Source organism: Labedella phragmitis (assembly GCF_004078635.1).
In the GTDB taxonomy this organism is placed as follows: domain Bacteria; phylum Actinomycetota; class Actinomycetes; order Actinomycetales; family Microbacteriaceae; genus Labedella; species Labedella phragmitis.
This window is the reverse complement of sequence record NZ_RZNB01000001.1, coordinates 506,212-528,310: the sequence shown is the minus strand read 5'-3', so window position 1 is coordinate 528,310 and position 22,099 is coordinate 506,212. Positions and strand designations below refer to the sequence as shown.

Sequence of the window (22,099 nt, the reverse complement as noted above, 5' to 3'; positions counted from 1 at the left end):
CGCGGTGAAGACCGTCAGCCTGGAATACCTCGACGTCGGCGAGATTCGCGGGGACGAGGTGCTAGTCAGGATCGAGTCGGCGGGAGCGCGGAGACAAGCCTGGGCAGGGCGCTGGGCTCTGGGATGACGTTGTTGTTGCCGTCGTAGTCGAACTTCTTCCCATTACCGGCGGCGTCTATGGAGGAGTTCGGCTGGAACTTCGTCCCGCCCGTGCCTGCGCGGCTCGTGCCCGTCGCGTAGGTGGCACTGGCCACCGCGCCCGTCGGAAGAGAGACGCTGGTGACGGTGCCGATTGCATCGTAGGAGTACGTCGTCGAGTTGCCCGGCGTCGGCCCGGAGGCGGACGCGTCAGTGGTCGTCGCGATGTAGCTGTTCGCCATCCACGCCGACCTGGATCGTAGACGCTCGCCATTCGCCGCGTCGATCCCTCCACGCCGAACCGGATTGCTTCGTGCCGTTCGGCGGTTGGCGGTCGGCGGTTGCGGTCGCAGTTCAGGGCAGGCGGGGAACGGAGTCGAGCAGGCGCCGCGTGTACGGGTGCCGCGGCTCGGTGAGCACCGAGCGCGTCTCGCCCTGCTCGACGATGATTCCGCCCTCGAGCACGGCGATGCGACGGCACAGCGCGGCCACGATCGTGAGGTCGTGGGAGACGAGCAGGAGCCCGATCCCCCGCTCCCGTGCGAGGCGCTGGAACAGCTCGATGACCTGCATCCGCACCGACGTGTCGAGGGCGCTCACGGGCTCATCAGCGAGGATCACGCGCGGCTCGGGTGCGAGGGCGCGCGCGATCGCGATGCGTTGACGCTGCCCTCCGGAGAACGCGTCAGGGTAGCGCTCGGCGGCATCGGCCGGGAGCCCGACCGACTCGAGGAGCTCGGTGACGCGAGCGGCCCGCTCGGTACGGCCGCCCGCGATCCCGAGGGAGCGCAGCGGCTCCGCGACGGAGTCCCCCACGCGCATGCGCGGGTCGAGGGAGGAGAAGGGGTCCTGGTAGACGGGCTGCACAGCCCGACGGAACGCCAGCATCGAGCGGGTGTCGCGACGGTCGAGCGCGTGTCCCTCGAAGCGGATCTCACCCGATGTGGGCGCGCCGAGCCCGAGCAGCAACCGGAGCAGCGAGGTCTTCCCGGCGCCCGACTCCCCGACGAGACCGACACTCTCACCCGGGACGAGTGCGAGCGAGACGTCGTGGAGCACCTCGGCCCCGCGACCGTAGGAGAAGCTCACGCGATCGGCGGCGAGGACGACCGGCGCGGCGTTCGCCTGCGCCTCACCGGGCGTCGCGGCGGTCATACTCGCCCTCCGTCGAGTGGCGCGGCGGGAAGCAGGTCGTCGAGTGCTCGCGAGGCGGCGACGAGCGTCCGGGTGTAGCCCTCCCGTGGCGCCGAGAGCAGCTGCCGCGTCTCCCCCGTCTCGACGACGCGCCCCGCCCGCATCACGACGACCCGGTCGGCGATGCCGGCGACGACGGGCAGGTCGTGACTGATGAACACGAGCGACATGCCACGCTCGGCGACCGACGACTGGATGAGCTCGAGTACTCCGGCCTGAACCGTCACGTCGAGCGCCGTCGTGGGCTCGTCTGCGATGAGGAGCCGCGGCTGAGCGGCGAGGGCGAGGGCGATCGCCACACGCTGGCGCTGACCGCCCGACACCTCGTGGATGAACGACCGGGCGATCCGCTCCGGTGCCGCGAGTTGCACCTCGGCGAGCGCGTCGAGCACGGCGCGACGGAGGGCGTCACCCCGGAGGCCGCGGTGACGCCGGAGCGGCCAGGCCAACTGGGCGCCGATGCGCATGAGCGGGTCGAGCGAGGCGAGCGGCTCCTGGAAGACCGCGCCGACGGTCGATCCGCGCACCCCGTCGAGGCGGCGTTGGCGGGCACCGATCACCTCGACGTCTCCCTCACCCGTCGCGAGTCGGATCGAACCCGTGGCTCGCAGGGGGTGCGCGAGCAGACGGAGCACGGCGAGCGCCGTGAGCGACTTCCCCGACCCGGACTCCCCGATCACGCCGAGCCGCTCGCCCTCGGCGACCTCGAACGAGACGTCGTCGACGAGCGGAGCCCCCGCGACGCCGTCGAGGTGCACGCCGAGGGAATCGACGGACAGCAAGGCGGTCATCGGATGCTCCGTCCCGCCGGATCGGCGACGTCGCGCAGACCGTCGGCCAGAAGGTTGACGCCGATGATCGTGGCGACGAGGAGGAGCCCGGGGAGGATCGCCGCCGACGGCGCGACGAGCACGGTGCTCTGCGCCTCCTGCAGCATGCGCCCCCACGACGCGTTCGGCGGCGGCGAGCCGAGGCCGACGTAGGAGAGCGAGGCCTCCGCGACCACCGCGCCGCCGAACTGCAGGGCGAGCGGCACGATGAGCGTCGGCCAGACGTTGGGGAGCACGTGCAGGCGGATGAGGCGGAGGGTGCCCGTGCCCGATGTACGTGATGCCTTCACGAACTCCTGCGCGAGGACGCGCGAGGCGGTCACGCGCGTGAGTCTCGCGATGACCGCCGAGCCCGCGAGTCCGATCGCGAGGATCGCGGAGTCGAGGGAGGCGCCACGCCACGCGACGACGAGCATCGCGAGCAGCAGCGTCGGGAAGGCGATCGCGATGTCGAGGAGGCTCGAGAGCGCGTCGTCGATCCAGCGGCCCGCCGTCGCGGCGACGAGGCCGACGACGACCCCCACGACCGCGGCGATCGCGACGGACCCGAGTCCCGTGAGCATCGCGAGGCGCGCGCCGATCATGAGTTGCGTGAAGAGGTCGCGGCCGAGCCGGTCCGTCCCCGCCCAGTGCTCGCCCGACGGCGGCTGCAGCCGACCGCCCGTCGTGTCGGACGGCTCGTACGGGAGCGCGAACAACGACAGGACCGCCACGGTGACGATGACGCCGAAGAGCACACCTCCGACGACGAGGTTGATCGACGTGCGACGGCGCGCGCGCCGCACGACGGGCTTCTGCTCAGCGGCGGTGGGAACGGAGACGGTCACGCGATCGCCCTCGCTCTCCGGTTGCCGGAGACGGACGCCCGCAACCGTGGATCGATGATCCGCTGCACGACGTCGGCGACGAAGCCGAGCAGCAGCACGAGAGTCGTCGAGACCAGCAGCACACCCTGCACGCTCGGAAAGTCCTGCTCCTGGATTGCCACGAGCAGCATGTCGCCGAGTCCCGGCAGCGCGAAGACCCGCTCGACGATGACCGCCCCGACGAACGTCGTCGACAGCTGGATCGCGAGGATCGAGATCACCGGCACGATGCCGTTGCGGATGCCGTGCCGCACGAACGCGCCTGCAAAGCTCTGACCGGTCGCCCGCGCCGCGCGCATGTACTGCTGACCGAGCACGTCGAGCGTCGCGCTCCGCACGTAGCGCGCGAGGTCGCTCCCCGAGACGATCGCGATCGTGAGCACGGGCAGGGTGAGTGAGAAGAGGGCCGCGCCGGGGTCCTCCCAGTCGCTACGCGGGAAGCCGCCGGCGGGGAAGATCCGCGCGTTCAGCGCGAGCGCCGTGACGAGCAGGATGCCGACCCAGAACACGGGCACCGCGCCGCCGAGCTGCGACACCGCCGAGAACGCCGTCCCGTACCAGGTGCGCGAGCGCCACGCGGCGATGAAACCCACCGGCACGGCGATGACGACGGAGAGGAGGAACGCGAGCACTGTGAGCGGCAGTGTCACGTTGAGCCGACGGAGGATCTCGTCGCCGACGGGCAGGTTGTTCGTGAACGACCTGCCCAGGTCGAGCCGTGTGAGCTGCAGCACGTAGTCGCCGAACTGCTCGAGGATCGGGCGGTCGACGCCGAGACGCGCGGCGGCGGCCGCGATCTCCTCGTCGGTCGCTCCGACACTGATGAGCGCGTAAACGGGATTGCCGAGCAACCGCAGCACGACGAACAGGATCACCACGGCCAGCGCGAACGCGAGCAGCAGCAATCCTGTCCGTCGGAGCAGATACCGGCCGATGGCCTACGCCTCCTGGATGTCGTACACGTAGAAGAGGGAGTTGAGCCCATTCTCGGGCACACCGGTGATGCCGTCGCGCACGATGCGCAGCTGCGGGTTGAGGTACAGCCAGACGCTCGCGGCGTCGTCGGAGATCTTCTGGTTCACCTGCGTGATGAGCTCCGTCTGCTGCTCCGTCGAGTCGGCCTGCTCGGCCTCGGCGAGCCAGCCCTGGACCTCGGCGTCGTCGTAGCCCCAGTAGAAGTCGGGGTTGCCGTAGAAGTTGATGTCACGATCGTTGACGTGGCCCTGCAGCGTCGCCTCGAAGTCGTGGTCCGTGTAGACCTTCTCGTACCACTCGTCGTCGGTGATGATGTTGATGTCGACCGTCACGCCGACCTTCGCGAGCTCCGTCTGGAGGAACTCCGCGACCGTCGAGTGGACGCCCGAGTCGGGGGTGTCGATCGTGAACGAGAAGCCGTCGGCGTAGCCCGCGTCGGCGAGCAGGTCGGCCGAGAGCTCGGGGTCGTACGGGTTGTTGTCCGCGAGGTCGAGGTACCACGGCTCCGACGGGGGGACCATCGAGCCGATGAGCTGGCCGCGGCCGTCCCAGATCGCGTCGAGCAGCTGTTCGCGGTCGATGGCCGAGTAGACCGCCTTCCGCACGTTCACGTCGTCGAAGGGAGCCACGCGGTCGTTGAACGCGAGCAGCTCCTTCGTCGTCGACGTGCCCTCGATGATCTCGTAGTCGCCCGATTCGAACTCGGCGAGGCTGTCGGGGTTCGACTGGCTCGTCACGAGGTCGACCGCGCCCGTGACGAGGGCGTTGTTGAGGGCCGTCGGGTCGGCGTAGTACTGGTAGACCACGCCGCCGTTGGCGGGCGCGTCGCCCCAGTAGTCGTCGTTCACCTCGAGGGTGATCGAGTCGCCCTTGCGGTAGTCGCCGAGGGAGTACGGACCGGTGCCGTCGGCCGCGGCCGTGAGGTCGCCCGCCTCCGGGTTGACGATCCAGACGTAGCCGAGGTTGTAGGTGAAGCTGATCGACTTGCTCGAGAGCGTCACTTCCACGGTCTTGTCGTCGACGGCCGTGACGGTGTCGATGACGCTCAGCTGGCTCTTGCGGGCCGCGATCGACTCCTCGCCGATGAAGCGCTCGAGGCTGTACTTCACGGCCTCCGCGGTGAGCGGCGCTCCCGAGTGGAACGTCGCGTCCTGCAGCGTGAACGTGTAGGTGAGGCCGTCCTCGGAGACCTCGGTCTCGGCCGCGAGGAGCGGCTCGACCTCGGCGTCGTCGGTGATCCTGAAGAGGCCCTCGTAGACGTTTCCGGTGAAGACCTCGGTGACGCCGGAGCTGCCGCCGAAGATCTGGTCGAGGTTCGTGGGTTCGTTCTGCGAGCCGACGATGATCTCGGCGTTCGCGTCGGGGGCGGCCCCGGTCGATCCGGCGCCTCCCGCGCAGCCCGCGAGGACGAGGAGGCTCGCGGTGGCGGCGGCGAGTGTGGCCGTGAGTCGGTTTCGGTGGTGGCGTGTGATCACGTCAGAGTCCTTTGCTGGGTGCGGGGACGCCGATCGCGTCCCCGGGGCGGCGGTGCCGCGGAGATGAGTGAGGAGGTGCGAGTGCGAACGGACGAATCCCGACGCCACAGCTGCGGACGAGAGTCCGTCAGATCGAGAAGCCGTCCGAGAAGCGCACTCGCTTCTCCCCCGCGCGGAGCGGGACCGGCAACCGGTTCTGCAGCGGCGGGAGCGGACAGTTCATCTGGTTGGAGAAACCGCACGGCGGCACGATGGCGCGATTGAAGTCGATCGTGATCGGGATGCTGTCTCCGGGGGCGAGGTCGCTCGTCGCTCCGGGGTGGTCGAGGAAGAGAAAGCGGCCGGCGCCGTAGCTCTCGCGACCGTTCGTCGTGTCGCCGAAGACGAGCTGCAGACTCGCGTGCCCGTCGTGATCGGTGTCGAACGCGGCGAAGCGGTACTCGACGCCGTCGAGGTCGAAGACGAGGTCACCCGAGACGGGGAGTCCGCGCGTGGCACCGGCGTCTCTGATGTGCTCGAAGGGCACGACGCGCTGCTCATCGACGAGTTCGAACCGGCCCTCGATGACCCACTCCGGCGCGTAGTCGTAGTACTCGATGCCCTCGAACGCCTGGTTCGCAGGAGAGTCGGCGCGCCAGATCCGGTAGCCCTCTTGCGGCTCGCCCGTGTCGATGTCGGTGCGCTGCAAGCGCGTGAGCACGGCGGAGTCGGGCTGGCCCTCGCGAGCGGTCGCGTCGTCGACGGCCGGGGCGCCTGCGGGGCTCCAGTGCGTGAGCACGAGCGCGAGGTTCCCGAGGGGCGCGGTCACGGCGTCGCGCCGCTTCTGCTGCCACGCCTCGTACTCGCCGATCGCGGTCTCGACCGTTGCGTTCATTCCCACACGCTCCACTTCATCAGAAACCAGACGCCGAGCGGTAACCTCATGTCGCTTTGTTGCATTCCCGATCCATCCAAATGGATCGACCCCATCCGGTGAGTTTTCGATCAGGCCTACGTCCTCGGAGCACGTCGACCTGGTGCGGGCGCGCTCCCACCCGCCCCATCGGGCGACCGGATCGGACCGCGATAGTAGGGTGCGGATCGGGTCCAACCGGAAGTGTGGAGACCGAAGGGAGCGCCGTGATCGCCGAACTGAACCGCCTGGTCGACCTCATCGAGGACCACCTGACCGACGACCTCGACGTGGCCGCGCTGTCGATGGGACTGGGCACGACGGAGTACCACCTCCGCCGCATGTTCTCGTCCCTCGCCGGCATGCCGCTTTCGGAGTACGTCCGCCGACGACGCATGAGTCTCGCCGCGCCGGACGTCCTCGGAGACGGTGATCTGCTGTCGATCGCGGTGCGCTTCGGCTACGGCTCGACCGAGGCCTTCGGTCGCGCGTTCCGATCGGTGCACGGTGCCGGACCGGGCGACGTGCGACGAGACGGCGGCCCCCTTCGCACGCAACCACAGCTCAGGTTCCGCCTGACCGTCGAAGGGAACACCACCATGGACACGCGCATCACCGACCGCCCCGCCTTTCGCCTCGTCGGCCACGCCGCACGAGTGCCGCTCATCCACGAGGGCGTCAATCCGCACATCCAGGCCCACATCGCCTCACTGCCCACGTCGGAGCACGCACGACTCAAGGGCCTCGGCGACACCGAGCCGTCGGGCCTGCTGCAGGTGAGCGCCGACGTCGACCCCGACTACGCCGAGGGCGGCGACTTGACCTACCTGCACGGCGTCGCCGTCACCGAGGCGGCGGACATCCCCGCCGATCTGGATGTGATCGAGGTACCGGCCGACACGTGGGCAGTGTTCCGCACGGAAGGCGACTACCCGGCGGCACTGCAGTCGGCGTGGGCCGCCACGGCGACCGATTGGTTTCCGTCGAACCCGTGGCGGCTCCGCCCCGGACCCTCGCTCGTCTCGATCCTCGACCGTGCAGAGGACTTCAGCACGGCGACGTGTGAGCTCTGGCTCCCTGTGGAACGCGCCTGATGCTCGCACTCGACAGGCTCAGCGACCGGCACCACGGTCCCTGAGGCCGTCGAAGGGCAGGCGACCGCCCGGGCGTCTCGCGCGTTCTCCTCTCAGGACGAGCCGAGGCGGTTCCCCATGACGGCGATGGCCGCCGGGTTCGAGTCGACGAGCACGTAGTGGCGGCCGAGCTCGGCGGCCGCCGCCCCCGACGTACCGCTACCGGCGAAGAAGTGGATCGAATCGCCCCCTTCCCGTCACGAGAGCATGCCGCGTCCTCCTCGGGGAGGAAGTGCGGAACCCCGGCGAACGAGCGGCCGTCATGCGTGAGGACGAATTGCCGTGCCGAAGCCCATCCGCGGCCTTCCGGGCGCGATTCCTGCAGCACGGTGGGAGGCATGACTCGTGACACTCCCCCGTTCGATCCCCGCCCACGAGCGGGGTGGGCCGACGTCGCGAAGGGTGTGTGCATCATCCTCGTCGTGCTGGCGTCACGGTCGCCGGCGCGGAAGCCTCTTGCTAGCGTCGGTCGGGAGGAAGGGCGGAAGCGCATGCGTCCATTGGTGCTGTCCGGCGGTCCCGCGGTCGGGAAGTCGACGTGCGGTCGCCGCCTGGCGGAGGAACACATACGAGGCGCCTTCATCGACGCAGACGACATCCGGCAGCTCGTCGTCGCCGGGGACGCGACACTGTGGAGTGGTGCAGAGGGTCGGGAGCAGCACGTCCTCGCCGCGCGCAACGTCGCTTCCCTCGCACGGAACTTCGTCGCCGCCGGTTTCGCCGTCACGATCGCCGACGTCGTGACCGCGGAGGCACTGGCCGCCTACCGCGCGGACCTACCCGGGTGCCTGGTGGTCCATCTCGCTGTCCCGCTGGAGGAAGCGCGCGTTCGCGCCGCGACGCGCACGGTCTACCTCACGGACGACGAGTTCGACCTCCTGCACGATCTCGTGTCCTCGCCGCCCGAGGTCGACGTCGTGCTGGACGTCACCGGTTTCACCATCGAGGAGCAGACCGACGCGATCCGAGCGGCATGGGCCTCTGCCGGTCCCGCGGCCGACTGAAACCGCCCGCGTACCCTACGCGCTCACCGCATCGGCAATGCGCCTCGCCGCCTCAGCAGGCGTGATCCGCGTCGTGTCGACGACCTCCGCCTCGTCCCGGAGCCAGGACTCGTAGGCCTCGGCGTACGGCTCGACGTACCGCATCCGGAACTCCGAGTACCCCATCACCGTGTCGTTCTCGATTCGGCCCCGGAGCGTGTCCTGGTCGGCGTGGAGCAGGAAATGGCGCACCGGGATGGAGTGGGCGGCGAGCCCGGCACTGATCTCGCGCCAGTAGGACTCGACGAGGACGGTCATCGGCATGACGAGTGTGCCGCCGGTGTAGTCGAGCACCCGCCGGGCCGTCTCGACGACGAGGGGGCGCCACGGCGCCCAGTGCTGGAAGTTGTCCGTCTCCGGCAGGCCGGGACGGATGTCCATCAGCGTCTCTCCGACCTTCTCCGCGTCGAACACCCGCGAGCCCGGAATCAGAGCCTGGACGAGCGCACTCGTCGTGGTCTTGCCGGCACCGTGGGTCCCGTTGAGCCAGATGATCACGGCACGAGGCTACCGCCGGGCTGTGAAGGACCGAGACAATGCCCTGGCTCACGCAGGGGACGGAGCAGAGGAAGCGCTACTCAACCGGTCTCCGTGAGAGCCACGTGCGACGAATCTCCGCACTCACATCGATGTCGAACCGTTCAGCGATCAAGAGGACGTGCGCGAGCACGTCGGCCAGTTCGGCTCGGAGATCAGCGCGCAGTTCGTGGTCGTCGCGCCCCTTGTCTCGCGCCTGACCCGAGCGAGCGAGGAAGGCCTGCGTGAGCTCGCCGACCTCCTCGTTGAGTTTGAGGAGCAACCATTCGTCGGTGCGATCGATTCCGTTCCGCTCCGCGTAGCTCACCGACAGCGACTCGACCTCGCGCCTCAGCTCATCGATCTGCATCCCGTCAGTGTGTCAGCGAGCACGGACATCGGGGCGGGACGGTCACGCGGGTCGCGGTTGCTGGAGTGAACCGACAAGAGGCGGATCGAACGCTGGCGCTGGTGAGCGGCAGCGGGCACGGTGGAGGAATGGAGACCACCGCTGTTCCACTCGCACTCGTCATCATCGCCGGCCCGCAGGCGTCGGGGAAGAGCGCTCTGGCGTCAGCCCTCGGCGTGGAGCTGCGCCGGCGAGGCGAACGCGTGGCGGTGGTCGAACTCGATCAGATCGCGGCGATGGCACTTCCCACGTTGCCGAGCTGGGAGGCAGCGCACCGCATCTTCGAGGTCACCGTGGGGCTCTGGGCACGAACCGACCTGACGTGCGTCATCGCGGAAGGCTCCGGCTCCGCAAACGAGGTGGCGCGCCTCCGAGCACAGGCGACGGACGACGCCGCCGTCATCGTGGTCGCGATCACGACGTCCTTCGATACCGCGTTCGCCCGGGCGCAGTCCGACCCCACGCGAGGGATATCGAAGGAGCACGCCTTTCTCAGCGACGTCTACCAGCACTGGACCGATGAGCTCGTCCGCATCGAGCCGGACCTGCTGATCGACACCGATCAGGTCACAGTCGACCAGGGCGTCCAGCGTGTTCACTCCGCGGCGGAGGCGGCACGGCATCGAGGAGACTGACGCCCACCTGCGGAGCCGATTGGACCCTCTTAGGTCGTCTCGGCGCCTCGGCCCGCGGCGTCGGCGATCGAGTCGATGGCCGAAGCGTTCCCGACGATGTCCGCCCCATCCGTCGCCGCCGGGGATCCCGCGGCCAGGGAATCGAGAAGCGCCCCGAGCTGATGGTCGTACGAGGTGCGGCCGGCGACCGTGAACGTGCGCGTCGGTTCGCCGCGAAGTGCCAGCGTGACCGAGTGGCCCAGGTGCGGCGCGATGAGGTTGTCGACGCGGAGCGTGCCGAGGCTCCCCTCGATCAGGAGTCCGTTGCCCTGGCGCTCCTCCGGGCCGAACGACGCGTAGAGGCGACCCTCGACGTCACCCGGGAAGAGCAACCGCGTTTCGATGGTCTCGTCGCCGCCGAGCGGGTTCCGCCGGGCTCGGGCATCGAGGACGCGGGGTTCCGAGCCCGCGAGCGTGCGCATCCAGTGCACGGCGTAGCACCCGGCGTGCAACAGCACGCCTCCCCCGGCAGCCGGGTCGTGGAGGATCGACCGCGGATCGAACGGCCGGGTGTCGCGGATCTCCGACGTCATCGACAGCAGGGAACCCAGGCGACCCGAACGGACGAGCGCGAGGACCTCCGCGAAGAGCGGGTGATGCCGATAGTGGAACGCCTCGACGAGCCGACCCGGCCCCGCTGCCGCCACCATCCGCGCCGCGTCCGTCGCGGACGTCGCCGCGGGCTTCTCGACGAGCACGTGCTTCCCCACGTCGAGTGCCGCGATGGCCCAGCGCGCATGGTCGCTGGCGGCGAGGGCGATGTAGACGAGGTCGACGCGATCGTCCTCGATGACCGCGTCGTAGTGCTCGACGGCCGTCTCGATGCCGTGCTCAACGGCGAACGACTCGGCGGCGCCGGGCCTCCGCGCGGCGACCGCGACGATCTCGGCATCCGAGCGTCGGGAAACGGGCCGGACCATCGCGTCCGCCGCGATCGTCGCCGCGCCGATGATACCGATCCGTACCGGTCGCCTGTCGCTCACCACGTCGCCTCCTCGCGTTGGTGACGTTACCAGCGCGCCGCCGCGACAGGTCCGAAGTCGTCGTCCGTTCCCTAGGACGCGCCGAGGCGGTCCCGCATGACGGCGATCGCCGCCGGGTTCGAGTCCACGAGTACGTAGTTGCGGCCGAGCTCGGCCGCGGCTGCACCGGTCGTGCCGCTGCCCGCGAAGAAGTCGAGCACCCAGTCGCCCTGTCGGCTCGACGCCTGGATGATGCGGCGGAGGACGCCGAGCGGCTTCTGCGTCGGGTAACCGGTCTTCTCGGACCCCGTCGGGGAGACGATCGTGTGCCACCAGACGTCCGTCGGGAGCTTGCCGCGCTCCGCCTTCTCCGGCGTCACGAGTCCCGGAGCCATGTACGGCTCACGGTCGACGGCCGTCGAGTCGAAGTGGTAGGCCGCGGGGTCCTTCACGTAGACGAGGATCGTGTCGTGCTTCGTGGGCCAGCGTGAGCGCGACTTCGCTCCGTAGTCGTATGCCCAGATGATCTCGTTGAGGAAGCAGTCGCGGCCGAAGAGCGCGTCGAGCAGGACCTTCGCGTAGTGGGCCTCGCGGTAGTCGAGGTGCAGGTAGAGGGTGCCGTCATCGGCGAGCAGCCGCCAGGCCTCGGTGAGGCGCGGTTCGAGGAACTCCCAGTAGTCGTCGAACGCGTCGTCGAAGACGCGCAGCTCGCCGCGGACGTGCCGATACGTCGCTCCCTTGAAGCCGGTGACGACGCGCGTACTGGGGTCGAGTGCGCCACGGCCGGGCGGAGTCTCGGGGGCATCGGTGTCGATCGGCGGGCCGGCCGGTTCGACCTCGGCCGGCTCGACGGCGGCCTCAGCGACGACGTCGTCGGTGTCCGCCTCAGGATCCGCCGGGAGGATCCGCTCGCTGCGGACGGACTGCCGCCGCTGCACCCGACCCGTGTTGAACGGTGGATCGAGGTAGACGATCGTGAACGCGCCGTCCGGAAGGGTCGCCGTCACCTCGAGATTGTCGCCCTCGATGATGGTGCTCGACTCGGGGAGTCGCCGCTCGTCGCCCGTCACGGAACGCGGTGGAGCCAGGCGTCCGACGCGAATTTCGACTCGGCGAGCTGCTCGGCGGCGGCGAACTCCGCCTCGGTGATGTGGCCCTCGCGCGCGCCCGTGAGGGAGCGGAACGACTGCAGCATGCGCTCGATGATCTCGGCGCGCGACAGTCCCGTCTGGCTCTTGAGCGGGTCGACGCGCTTCGCGGCGGACTTCGTGCCCTTGTCGCTCATCTTCTCGCGGCCGATGCGCAGCACCTTCGTCATGAGCTCGCCGTCGATGTCGTAGCTCATCGTCACGTGATGGAGCACGGCCCCGGAACCGAGGCGCTTCTGCGCGGCACCGCCGATCTTCCCCGCCGGGCTCGTGATGTCGTTGAGGCCCTGGTAGGTCGCGTCGATGCCGAGCGACTGCAGTGCCTGGAGCACCCACTCGTCGAGGAACGCATACGAGTCGGCGAAGGTCATGCCCTGCACGAGCTCGGCGGGCACGTAGAGGGAGTAGGTGATGACGTTGCCGGAGCCCATCATCATCGCGCCGCCGCCGGAGATGCGGCGCACGACGTCGAAGCCGTACCGTTCGGCGTTCTCGAGGTCGACCTCGTTCTTCACCGACTGGAAGCTGCCGATCACGACGGCTGACTCGTTCCACTCCCAGATGCGGAGCGTGGGGCCGCGGTGACCCTCGCCGACCTCGGCCGTGAGGACCTCGTCGAGCGCGAGGTGCATGCGTGGGGAGATGGCGCCGGAGTCGACGATCTCCCAGTCGAAGTCGCGCCAGTCGGCGGCGTTCGTGAGCGCGCGCCGGACGACGACTCCGACGGCCTCGGGGCTGAAGCCGAGGAGGGTCGCGCCTTCCGGCAGCGCCGCTCGCACGGCGGCCGCGATGCGCGACGAGTCGGACTCGGCCGGGAGCCCCTCGATGGCCGCGTTGATCGCGTCGAGGGCGTCGTCGGGTTCGAGGAAGAAGTCTCCAGCGATGCGGACGTTCGACAGCCGGTCATCGACGATGTCGAGATCGACGACGACGAGTTTTCCGCCCGGGACCTTGTACTCACCGTGCATGCGTCCAGACTATCCGCGCGCGGTCTACCCCCGGGCCCGCTCTCCGGTCCCTGAGCCTGTCGAAGGGCACTCGGTGCGGACGCCCGAGGACGCGGTTCCGCGACCGCGACGTGTTCAGTGGCCGATCGCCTCGCCGATCATCGGCCCGTAGTCCTCGGCGTCGACGGTCAGGAGCCGAGCGACGCCGTCGAGCGGCTCCCCGACGGACGGGACGCGCTTCCCGTTCGGGAGAAGGGCGTCCAGACCGGCGCCCAGACCGGGTTCGAGGAGGTCGACGGCCAACGAGAGGCGCCCGATGAGCGTCCACTCGGCGGCGTCACCGAGCCCCGCACGCGAGGCCGCAGCGGCGATCACCGTGCCGAGGTGCTCACCCGCCTCGCGCCAGATCCCTGCGGCGACGGCGTCGCCCTCCCTCGCGACATCGGCCACGTCCTTCGCGAACGACGCGACGACGGCGACCGGCGAGGTCGCCCCCGCGAGGAGTGCGGGGAAGTCGGCGACCGGGCCGAATCGTGCGACGAGCCGGTCGAGGAGGGGCGCCGATGCGCCTCGCCGACCGTCGGCCGAGCTGATGGCCGCGATGAGACCACGACGCCCGATCCACCACCCGGAGCCCTCGTCGCCGATCATGCCGCCGACACCGTCGACGCGAGCCGCTCCTGCCGGGCCGCGACCGAGGCCGACGATGCCCGTCCCGGCTGCGACCACGACCCCGTCATGGTCGCCGCGAGCACCCAGGAAGGCCGTGACCGCGTCATCCGCGACGACGACCCGCGTCGTGCCGAGGGTCTCGTGAAGCCGGCGCAGGACGTCGTGCACGTCGGAGACGTGGCCGTAGAGCCCGGTGCTCCCCACCGCTATGGCGCCCACGTGGTCCAGCCCGAGTCCCTCGGCGGACCGTTGCGCGATGTCGACGATCACGGTCAGGAGATCCGAGCCGTAGGCGAAGCCGTCGATCTCGACCTCCCGGCCCGGGACGTCCTCCGCAATGGTCCGGATGCGGGCCTGCGTCTGCCCGATGTCGATGGCGAGGTCGACCATGTCCTGCCGTTCGTCGAATGGCGCATCACGCCGCTGTGGCACGCTCACCGCGGCAGTCGGCCGTCCGCCGCTCGTGCGTCTTCTCGCTCGATGGCGTCGACGAACCACGAGGTGATCGAGGTGGGGTGGGTGATCGCCGTCCCCACGACGACGGAGTAGGCGCCCGCATCGAGAGCCGCCCGCGCCTCAGCGGGCGTGTGGATCCGTCCTTCGGCGAAGAGCGGGACGGTGAGGCGAGTGGAGAGCGCGTGCACGAGGTCGAGGTCGGGACCCGACGTGCGCGGTCGTTCCTCGGTGTACCCGGAGAGGGTCGTCCCGACGATGTCGGCGCCGGCGTCCTCCGCCGCGACGGCGTCGTCCACGCTGCCGGCGTCCGCCATCACGAGGACGTCCGTCCGTTGTTTGAGCTCCCGGATGGTCTGCTCGAGGGTGAGGCCGTCAGGACGCGCCCGACGCGTTCCGTCGATGGCGACGACGTCCGCGCCGGCGTCGACGACGGCGAGCGCGTGCTCGAGCGTCGGGGTGATGAAGACGCCGTCCGACCCGACCTTCCACAAGCCGATCTGCGGGACGGTGACGCGGCGAGCGATCGCCCGGATGTCGTCGAGACCTTGGGAGCGGATGGCGGCGGCGCCGCCGATGACGGCCGACTCGGCGATGCGCGCCATGGAGTCGGGGTCGCGCAGCGGCTCGCCGGGGTAGGCCTGGCACGAGACGACGAGGCGGCCGCGCAGAGTGTGGAGCATGTGGAGCTTTCTCTCGGTGATCTGATGTGGCGTCATTTGTCGTCCCGGGTGACGGCCAATTGGAACGTGTACCGGTCGGCCCGGTAGGTCGTGCGGGCGAATTCGATGAGGTGGCCTCGGCGTGAGGAGCTGACGCGTGTGACGGACAGTGCGGCGGAGCCGACCGCGACCTCCAGCAGGAGGCTGTCCTCCCTCGTCAGCGTGATGGCCTTGATCTCCTGTTCGGCGCGGTACACCTCGTGGCCGGCGAGGCGGAGCTGTTCGTAGAGCGACGCGCCGAGATTCAGCGATTCGGTCTCGAGCACCGTCGTCGGGAGGAAGACCTCCTCGAGCGCGATCGGCGTGTCATCCGCGAGGCGAAGTCGTCGGATCTGGGTCACAGCGTCCGAAGGCGTCAGGTTCAACGCCGTCGCGACGGCGTCAGGAGCGGCGATGCGCGCCACCTCGAGGACCCGCGACGAGGGCACCGATCCGCGACTGATCATGTCCTCGGTGAAGGACGTGAGCTTCGGCGTCTTCGAGAAGATGTCCGCTGAGCCCACATACGTCCCGGACCCGTGGACGTTGTACACGCGTCCCTCGTCGACGAGGACGGAGATCGCCTTCCGCACGGTCATCCGGCTCACCCCGTGGATGGCCATGAGCTCGCGCTCGGACGCGAGCGCGTCGTGCGGGGCGAGCGAACGGGCGATCGACTCCCGAATGCTGGCCGCGACCTGTTCGTACTTGTGCGCCATGAGTCCGTCCTTCCGAGGCCGTCCGCATCATCCCTTGACCGCGCCGGAGGACAGGCCACTGACAAGGTATCGCTGCGCGAAAATCGCGAAGAGCAGGGGCGGCAGTGTGGAGAGGACCGACGCCGCCGAGATGTCTCCCCATCGGATACCGGTACTCGTGATGAAGTTGGCCGCGCCGAGGGTGACGGGGGTCGCGCTGGACGTCGACAGCACGAGAGCGAACAGGTAGTCGTTCCAGCTGAAGATGAACACGAGGACCGACACCGCGACCATGGTGGGAGCCAGCAGGGGCAGGATGATCGACCCCAGGGTCCGGTAGATGCTCGCGCCGTCGACGGCGGCCGCCTCCTCGATCTCCTGCGGGATGTCGCGGAGTGCGGAGGAGAGCAGGATGATCGCGAGCGGCAGATTGAGGAAAGTGTTCGCCGCAATGAGGCCGGGGATCGTGTCCTGGAGGCCCAGGGTGGAGAACAGGATGAAGAACGGCACGACGAAGAAGATCGCCGGGAGCAGCCGGAGCCCCGACGCGCTGCTGATGATCCACCTGCCACCGAAGCCGAGTCGCACGACGGCGTAGGTCGCGGGGATGGCGATGACGAGCACGACGAGCACGGTTCCGACCGCGATCATCGCGGAGTTGAGGAAGAACCGGGGGAAGTCGTAGCCGGAGGCGTAGAGCACGTTGGCGTAATGATCGAGAGTGGGCGAGGCCGGCAGGGAGACCGGGTTCCTCGCGATCTCGCCGTCGGGCTTGAAGCTCACCAGGATCGCGTTGAGGAGCGGGACGTTCACGACGAGCGCGATGATGCCGGCGACGATCGTGAACACCCACGCCGTGGCGTGCCGACGCTTGGGCGTCCGCTCGGACGACGCGGAAGCGAGCGCTTCCGTCGGGTTCGGGGCCAGGGCGCTCACTTCTTGCCCTCCATTCCGGTCGAGGAGATGCGTCGGACGATGAACGGGACGAACGGCACGAGGCACACGAGGACGACGAGCGCTGCGGCCGCCGCCTTCCCGAAGTCGCCGGCCTCGAACGCCGTCTTGTAGATGAAGATGCTCAGCGTGGTCGTGCTCGTGCCCGGCCCGCCCGCGGTGAGCACGTAGATGACGTCGAAGGTCCGGATGGCATCGATCGCACGCAGGAAGAACGCCGCGAACAACACCGGTTTGAGCACCGGCACGACCACCGACGTCAACGATCGGACATAGCCGGCACCGTCCATCGCCGAGGCTTCGAGGAGCTCCTTGGGGAAGGACTGCAGACCCGCGTAGATGATCAGGAACGTGAACGGCGTCCACTGGAGCACGTCGAGGACGACGAGCAGCGGGATGACCGAATCCGGTGAGAACAGCGAGACGCTCACGCCGATGCTCTCGAGCAGCGCGGGAAGCGCTCCGATGTCGCCGTTGAGCAACAGCCGGAACATGATGCCGAGCAGGGCGGGCGCCACCATGATCGGCAGCAGCAGCAGGGTGAAGAAGAGCTTCTTGCCGGGGAACGCCCGATCCATCACGAGCGCGAAACCGAACCCCAGGACCATCTCGATCGCCACGACCACGGCCGAGAAGCCGATCGTGAAGCCGGCCGCCTTCGCGAACCCGTCGCTACGGAACAGGGACACGAAGTTGTCGACGCCGTTCAGCTCGTTCGCCTGATTGAGCAGCGTGCTGCTCTGGAACGCCGTGAGCGTGCCCGACGCGAGCGGGTAGATCACGAAGACGGCGGCGAAGAGGATGAGCGGCAGGCTGAGGACCGTCGCAGCGGTGGTGCGCTTGCGGCGCTCCCGTGCGATCGATCTCGTGCGTTCGACGGTGTGGGACATCTGGGGTCGACCTTCTCTTGCAGGGACGATGAACCGAGGGGCGGGCCGGCGACGACCCGCCCCTCCTGGCCCGATCAGCCGAGCAGCTCTTGCAGGTTGGCGTTCGCGGTCTCGAGCGCCTCGTCGACGTCCGTCTGACCGACCCACGCGCCGCTGAGGTCCTCGGCGATCTTGCTGTACGCCTGGAAGGTCTGCGGGAAGACGGGCTCGGAGAATCCGTTCTCCGCGATGGTCTGTGAGACCTGCTCGAACGCGGGGTTGATCGCAGTCTGAGCTTCGAGCACCTCGGGGACGGCGGGGATGCCGCCGGCCTCGGCGTACTGGGTCATCGCGTCGGCGGTGGCGAGGTACGAGAGGAACTTCTTCGCCGCCGCTTTGTTCTCGCTGTACTTGTTCAGCGAGACCGCGAGGGCATGGACGTGGGTCTTGCCACCGGGTACCGGTGCGATGGCGATCTTCCCCGCCACATCGGGAGACTGCTCCGGGTCGTTGAGCGCCGCGAAGGCCGCGGACCACTGGATGGCGAAGGCCGTGTCGCCCGACTGCAGAGCCGCCTGGGTCTCGGGGAACTCCGCTTGCGAGCTGTCGGGGGAGGTCCACTCGTTCTCGTAGATGTCGGCGTAGAGCTGGACGGCCTTCTTCGCCGCGTCACTCGTGAGCGCCGCTTCGCCGTCCTCTTCCCAGTTGCCGCCGTAGCCCCAGAGCACGTCGTTCCAGATCATCGTGTTGTAGAGGAGGTTCTTCGCCTGCAGGATCGTGCCGTACTCGGTCGGCGACGCCGGGTTCTCGCTCTGGGAGAAGTACGCGGCCGCGACCGTGAAGTCGTCGAGGTCCCACTCGTTCGGGTCCTTCGGGGCGCGGGCCTCACCGAGCACCGACTCGCTGATGCGCTCGTACTCGGCCTGGGCGGCGGGGTCGCTCAGCAACGCGTCGATGAGGTCCTTGCGGTACAGCAGGAAGTGGTTGCTCACGTCGAGGGGCAGCGCGTACAGCTCGTCCTCGTACGTGAGCCCTTCTGCCGCGACGGGGAAGTAGGCGGACGTGTCGATGTCCGTGAGGGGTTCGAGCGACGGCGCGAACTGGCCGATGTTGTAGGACGCGGTGAAGTAGATGTCGACGTCTGAGGACTTCGACGCCATGAGCGCCGCTTCCTTCGAGAACGTGTCCTGGCGCGACAGCAGGGTCAACTCGATGTCGATGCCGTCCTCCTCGCCCTGACCGGCGTTGTAAGCGTCGACGACCTCGGTCATCGCGTCGCCCTCCGGGCCCGGCCAGGCGACGAGCTTTACGGTGCCTTCGCCGGAGCCCTCGTCCCCGCCGGACCCCCCGGACCCTGCCGCGCATCCGGCCAAGAGCACAGCCGACATCATCATCGCGCCGAGCGCCATTGCTTTTCTACTCATGATTCCTCCAGTGGTACGGTCCAGTCGAGAACTCGACTCTCGCACCGATCCGGCGGAACAGCAGGAAAAGTTACGCACTCGAAACAATTGGTACGGTCCAGTGAGCGGTAGCGACGCTCAGCACCGATATTCCCTCCTCCGACGGACGGCGACGGTGAGGGCCGAGACGCCGCGTTCTCGCAGGAGGTACCCTGGCCCTTCGAACACATCGTGCAGTGCCCGCAGCCGACGGGGCCGTAGCGAGGTAGGCGTCATCCACAGGATCCGGAGACGATGGGGCGCCGGCTCCGATGCCTCTATCCTCCGTTTGTCGGATGAATGGGCAGCAACACAACCGCGCCGCTCGCTCCCGCGACCGTAGATGGCGTGAGCATCCGCCGGATAGGCTGACGACGTGAACCCAGCGCCGCCGATGTCATCCCGGCATGCTCCGCGCTGGATCCGAGTGCTCGACGTGGGTGGTTCGCACGTCACAGCGGCGATCCTCGTGACCGACGGCCGTGTCGCGCGGGTCGAGAACCGCGTCGATCGCGACATCGATCCGCACGCCGAGCGCATCGCGCTGCTCGACGACGTCACGGAACCGGCATACGAGCTCGCCCCGTCCGCTTCCGAAATCGTGGTCGCGATGCCCGGTCCCTTCGACGACGTCACCGGCATCGGCTCCTTCGACGGCGTCGCCAAGTTCGCATCGATCGCGGGACTCCCGCTCCATCACGAGTTCGCGCGCCGACTCGACCTGACTCCGGGCGACGTCGTCTTCCTCAACGACGCCGTCGCGTACGGGATCGGTGAGTGGGCGTTCGGGTCGGCGGAGCGCGCGCGGCGCTTCGTGTGCATCACCCTCGGAACGGGCGTGGGATCCGCCTTCCTCGACGACGGCGATCCCGTCACCGAGGGCTCGACGGTCCCCCGAGACGGCCACGCGTTCCGCATCACCGTCCACGGCGGTCCCCTCGAGGACACGATGTCGAGCCGCGCGATCATGAAGGCCTACGCCGAGCGGACCGGCGAGATCGCCACGGTCGCCGACATCGCCGCGGCCGCGCGCGCCGGCGATTCTGTCGCGAGCGCAGTACTCGACCACGCCGTCCACGCACTCGGAGTGGCCCTCGCACCCTGGCTCGCCCGCTTCGACACCGAAGAGCTCGTCATCGGCGGCTCGATCTCGCGATCGTGGGACCTCCTCGAGCCGTCGCTCCGACGCGGACTCGCGGACGGCGGCGGAACGCCAGCGCTGGTCCGGCGCTCCGAACTGCTCGCCGACGCTCCGCTCGTCGGCGCGGCCGCGTACTACCTCCGGTCGGAAGTCGACGTCGAGGACTCGTGACGACCCTGGATTGAGTACAGCAATCGCTGTACTGTGACAGCATGCCGACCGCCGAGACGACCGTCACGACCACCCACACCGCCGCGCTCGCACGGCTCGGCTACGCGCTGTCGGACGCGACCCGCACAGGCATCCTCCTCGCGCTCCGGAAATCGCCGGCCCGCCCGTCGGACCTCGCGGACGCCCTCGGCGTCTCGCGCCAAGTGATGTCCAACCAACTCGCGTGCCTCCGCGGGTGCGGACTCGTCGATGCGACGCGCGACGGGCGTCACACGCTCTACGTACTCACCGATCCGCACCTCGCGCCCGCCCTCGGCGAGCTCCTCGACGTCGTCCTGCACATCGATCCCGACTGCTGCTCCGGCGACGGGTGCACGTGCTCGTGACGTCCACATCGCCCCGGGCGGTCGGCGAGCGCCGCGAGGCGCTCGAACGCCGCATCCGCTGGATCGTGGCCGTGACGATCGGCTACAACCTCGTCGAGGCCGTCGTGGCGATCTCGGCCGGCACCGTCGCCTCCTCCGCGGCCCTCATCGGATTCGGACTCGACTCGACGATCGAGGTCCTCTCCGCCGCCGCCGTCGCGTGGCAGTTCACGCGACCCGATCCGGAGCGCTGGGAGAAGGGCACGCTGCGCGCGATCGCCGTCGCCTTCTTCGCACTCGCGGCCTACGTCACGTCGTCGTCGACCCTCGCGCTCGTCACACAGGCGGAGGTCGAGCACTCGAGGGTCGGCATCGTGATCACGGCACTCAGCGTCGTCATCATGCCGTTCCTCTCGTTCGCGGAACGACGAGCGGGCCGCGAACTGGGTTCGGCCACCGCCGTCGCCGACTCGAAGCAGACGCTCATCTGCACCTACCTGTCGGCAGCCGTCCTGATCGGGCTTGTCACCAACAGCCTGCTCGGCTGGTGGTGGGCGGATGCGGTCGCCGGTCTCGTCATCGCGGCCTTCGCGATCCGCGAGGGGATCGAGGCATGGCGCGGCGACGCCTGTGCGACCTCGGTCGGGATGCTGCTCGAGGACGAGCACGGCCACGACGAACACGGCCACGACGAACACAGCCACGACGAACACGGACATCAGCGCTGAGGCCCGGCGGCGGCGCGTCTGAGACGATGGCCTCTCGAACCCAGGAGGCCTGTTGTGAAGCTGTATTCGGACGTCCCGCGGCAACGGTGGGCGCAGATCCTCGGAGACGTCGTCGCCCTGGCCGTCCTGATCGGCGGCGTGATCGTCGCGTTGACGATCCACGGCGCCATCACCGCCCTCGACGCGATCGGGCGCAACGTACAGCAATCGGGGCAGGGCCTGTCGTCGACCATGAGCGACGTCGGCGAGGCCTTGTCCTCGACCCCGCTCATCGGCGAGGGCATCTCGGCCCCGTTCGACGCAGCGAGCGGAGCCGCCGCGGAACTCGCGACCGCCGGCGAGAACTGGCAGCTCGGCGTGCACACGCTCGCCGCCATCGTCGCATGGACGATCGTGGCCATCGTCGTCGCGATCCTCGCGTTCGGCTGGATCCGGCCGCGGCTCGTCGGAGCCGTCCGCCGCGGACGTCTCGCGCGCCTCGCGGGTTCCCCGAACGCCCTCGAACTGCTCGCGTTCCGCGCCCTCACCGAGCGCGAACCACGCGACGTCCTCGCCCTCGATCCGGCGGTCATGGACGCGTGGCGTCGCGGTGACCCCGGAGTCGTCCGCCGCCTCGCCGCGCTCGAACTCCGCTCCGCGGGAGTCCATTTCCCCCTGTGAAGTCGACGAGCGCCCACCGAGCAGGAGGGTGCGCTCGGCGCCG

General features: G+C 69.1%; 25 protein-coding genes and 1 pseudogene. 7 read left to right on the top strand and 19 right to left on the bottom strand.

Annotated features, from left to right (window positions below; genetic code table 11):
- Positions 1-65: 65 nt before the first annotated feature.
- From ELQ90_RS02530 to ELQ90_RS02500, 7 genes are all read right to left on the bottom strand, one after another.
- Positions 66-380 carry a hypothetical protein gene (locus tag ELQ90_RS02530; RefSeq protein WP_128493681.1) on the bottom strand — a complete coding sequence of 105 codons (315 nt, stop codon included), beginning with the start codon at positions 378-380 and terminating at the stop codon, positions 66-68.
- A gap of 112 nt (positions 381-492) precedes the next feature.
- Positions 493-1,293, bottom strand: a complete 801-nt coding sequence (locus tag ELQ90_RS02525) for an ABC transporter ATP-binding protein (protein WP_128493680.1) — start codon at positions 1,291-1,293, stop codon at positions 493-495.
- Entirely contained in the window at positions 1,290-2,123 is an 834-nt protein-coding gene (locus ELQ90_RS02520) for an ATP-binding cassette domain-containing protein (RefSeq protein WP_128493679.1), read from the bottom strand. The genes ELQ90_RS02525 and ELQ90_RS02520 overlap by 4 nt, the downstream gene beginning before the upstream one ends.
- Positions 2,120-2,989, bottom strand: a complete 870-nt coding sequence (locus tag ELQ90_RS02515) for an ABC transporter permease (protein WP_128493678.1) — start codon at positions 2,987-2,989, stop codon at positions 2,120-2,122. The genes ELQ90_RS02520 and ELQ90_RS02515 overlap by 4 nt, the downstream gene beginning before the upstream one ends.
- A complete protein-coding gene (locus tag ELQ90_RS02510) occupies positions 2,986-3,933 on the bottom strand; it encodes an ABC transporter permease (RefSeq protein WP_243695966.1) in 948 nt (315 codons plus the stop codon). The genes ELQ90_RS02515 and ELQ90_RS02510 overlap by 4 nt, the downstream gene beginning before the upstream one ends.
- A 33-nt stretch (positions 3,934-3,966) precedes the next feature.
- A complete protein-coding gene (locus tag ELQ90_RS02505) occupies positions 3,967-5,478 on the bottom strand; it encodes an ABC transporter substrate-binding protein (RefSeq protein WP_243695965.1) in 1,512 nt (503 codons plus the stop codon).
- Between the two features lie 127 nt (positions 5,479-5,605).
- A complete protein-coding gene (locus ELQ90_RS02500) occupies positions 5,606-6,352 on the bottom strand; it encodes a DUF1684 domain-containing protein (RefSeq protein WP_128493676.1) in 747 nt (248 codons plus the stop codon).
- A gap of 245 nt (positions 6,353-6,597) precedes the next feature.
- Here ELQ90_RS02500 and ELQ90_RS02495 point away from each other — a divergent pair, with 245 nt between their 5' ends.
- On the top strand, positions 6,598-7,464 hold the full coding sequence (locus ELQ90_RS02495) for an AraC family transcriptional regulator (protein WP_128493675.1): 867 nt from the start codon (positions 6,598-6,600) through the stop codon (positions 7,462-7,464).
- Between the two features lie 92 nt (positions 7,465-7,556).
- Here ELQ90_RS02495 and ELQ90_RS16865 read toward each other — a convergent pair.
- Positions 7,557-7,679 (bottom strand): annotated as a pseudogene (locus tag ELQ90_RS16865) (site-specific DNA-methyltransferase); the annotation flags it as partial.
- 162 nt (positions 7,680-7,841) lie between these two features.
- On the opposite strand from ELQ90_RS16865, the gene ELQ90_RS02485 reads away from it, so the two are divergent.
- Positions 7,842-8,507: a nucleoside/nucleotide kinase family protein gene (locus tag ELQ90_RS02485; protein ID WP_128493674.1), complete on the top strand. Its 666-nt coding sequence runs from the start codon at positions 7,842-7,844 to the stop codon at positions 8,505-8,507.
- Positions 8,508-8,522: 15 nt separating this feature from the next.
- Here ELQ90_RS02485 and ELQ90_RS02480 read toward each other — a convergent pair whose 3' ends face one another.
- Together ELQ90_RS02480 and ELQ90_RS02475 are read right to left on the bottom strand one after the other, a co-directional pair.
- On the bottom strand, positions 8,523-9,044 hold the full coding sequence (locus ELQ90_RS02480) for a P-loop NTPase family protein (protein ID WP_128493673.1): 522 nt from the start codon (positions 9,042-9,044) through the stop codon (positions 8,523-8,525).
- 76 nt (positions 9,045-9,120) lie between these two features.
- A complete protein-coding gene (locus ELQ90_RS02475; RefSeq protein WP_128493672.1) occupies positions 9,121-9,432 on the bottom strand; it encodes a MazG nucleotide pyrophosphohydrolase domain-containing protein in 312 nt (103 codons plus the stop codon).
- A gap of 128 nt (positions 9,433-9,560) precedes the next feature.
- Between ELQ90_RS02475 and ELQ90_RS02470 the strand changes: the two genes are divergently transcribed.
- Complete coding sequence (locus tag ELQ90_RS02470; RefSeq protein WP_128493671.1) at positions 9,561-10,106, top strand: hypothetical protein; 546 nt, start codon at positions 9,561-9,563, stop codon at positions 10,104-10,106.
- A 29-nt stretch (positions 10,107-10,135) separates the two neighbouring features.
- On the opposite strand, the gene ELQ90_RS02465 is transcribed toward ELQ90_RS02470, so the two are convergent.
- The 9 genes from ELQ90_RS02465 to ELQ90_RS02425 form a co-directional block, all read right to left on the bottom strand.
- A complete protein-coding gene (locus ELQ90_RS02465) occupies positions 10,136-11,128 on the bottom strand; it encodes a Gfo/Idh/MocA family protein (protein WP_128493670.1) in 993 nt (330 codons plus the stop codon).
- 71 nt (positions 11,129-11,199) lie between these two features.
- A complete protein-coding gene (locus ELQ90_RS02460; protein ID WP_243695964.1) occupies positions 11,200-12,177 on the bottom strand; it encodes a DNA-methyltransferase in 978 nt (325 codons plus the stop codon).
- On the bottom strand, positions 12,174-13,223 hold the full coding sequence (lplAB, locus tag ELQ90_RS02455; protein ID WP_128493669.1) for a lipoate-protein ligase LplAB: 1,050 nt from the start codon (positions 13,221-13,223) through the stop codon (positions 12,174-12,176). The genes ELQ90_RS02460 and lplAB overlap by 4 nt, the downstream gene beginning before the upstream one ends.
- A gap of 114 nt (positions 13,224-13,337) precedes the next feature.
- Entirely contained in the window at positions 13,338-14,312 is a 975-nt protein-coding gene (locus tag ELQ90_RS02450; RefSeq protein WP_128493668.1) for an N-acetylglucosamine kinase, read from the bottom strand.
- Positions 14,309-15,010 (bottom strand): N-acetylmannosamine-6-phosphate 2-epimerase, encoded by a 702-nt coding sequence (locus ELQ90_RS02445; protein ID WP_128493667.1) that lies wholly within the window; start codon positions 15,008-15,010, stop codon positions 14,309-14,311. Before ELQ90_RS02445 ends, ELQ90_RS02450 begins: the two co-directional genes overlap by 4 nt.
- 32 nt (positions 15,011-15,042) lie before the next feature.
- Positions 15,043-15,747 carry a GntR family transcriptional regulator gene (locus ELQ90_RS02440; RefSeq protein ID WP_128493666.1) on the bottom strand — a complete coding sequence of 235 codons (705 nt, stop codon included), beginning with the start codon at positions 15,745-15,747 and terminating at the stop codon, positions 15,043-15,045.
- Positions 15,748-15,774: 27 nt separating this feature from the next.
- Positions 15,775-16,662: a carbohydrate ABC transporter permease gene (locus tag ELQ90_RS02435; RefSeq protein ID WP_128493665.1), complete on the bottom strand. Its 888-nt coding sequence runs from the start codon at positions 16,660-16,662 to the stop codon at positions 15,775-15,777.
- Entirely contained in the window at positions 16,659-17,570 is a 912-nt protein-coding gene (locus tag ELQ90_RS02430) for a carbohydrate ABC transporter permease (RefSeq protein WP_128493664.1), read from the bottom strand. The genes ELQ90_RS02435 and ELQ90_RS02430 overlap by 4 nt, the downstream gene beginning before the upstream one ends.
- 74 nt (positions 17,571-17,644) lie before the next feature.
- Positions 17,645-18,973 carry an extracellular solute-binding protein gene (locus ELQ90_RS02425; RefSeq protein ID WP_128493663.1) on the bottom strand — a complete coding sequence of 443 codons (1,329 nt, stop codon included), beginning with the start codon at positions 18,971-18,973 and terminating at the stop codon, positions 17,645-17,647.
- A gap of 394 nt (positions 18,974-19,367) precedes the next feature.
- On the opposite strand from ELQ90_RS02425, the gene ELQ90_RS02420 reads away from it, so the two are divergent.
- From ELQ90_RS02420 to ELQ90_RS02405, 4 genes are read left to right on the top strand one after another with little or no spacing between them, the layout of a single operon-like run.
- On the top strand, positions 19,368-20,303 hold the full coding sequence (locus ELQ90_RS02420; protein WP_128493662.1) for an ROK family protein: 936 nt from the start codon (positions 19,368-19,370) through the stop codon (positions 20,301-20,303).
- 41 nt (positions 20,304-20,344) lie between these two features.
- A complete protein-coding gene (locus ELQ90_RS02415; protein ID WP_128493661.1) occupies positions 20,345-20,689 on the top strand; it encodes an ArsR/SmtB family transcription factor in 345 nt (114 codons plus the stop codon).
- Positions 20,686-21,396, top strand: coding sequence for a cation diffusion facilitator family transporter (locus ELQ90_RS02410; protein ID WP_128493660.1), 711 nt, complete (start codon positions 20,686-20,688; stop codon positions 21,394-21,396). The genes ELQ90_RS02415 and ELQ90_RS02410 overlap by 4 nt, the downstream gene beginning before the upstream one ends.
- Before the next feature lie 54 nt (positions 21,397-21,450).
- On the top strand, positions 21,451-22,056 hold the full coding sequence (locus ELQ90_RS02405) for a hypothetical protein (protein ID WP_128493659.1): 606 nt from the start codon (positions 21,451-21,453) through the stop codon (positions 22,054-22,056).
- Positions 22,057-22,099 lie beyond the last annotated feature (43 nt).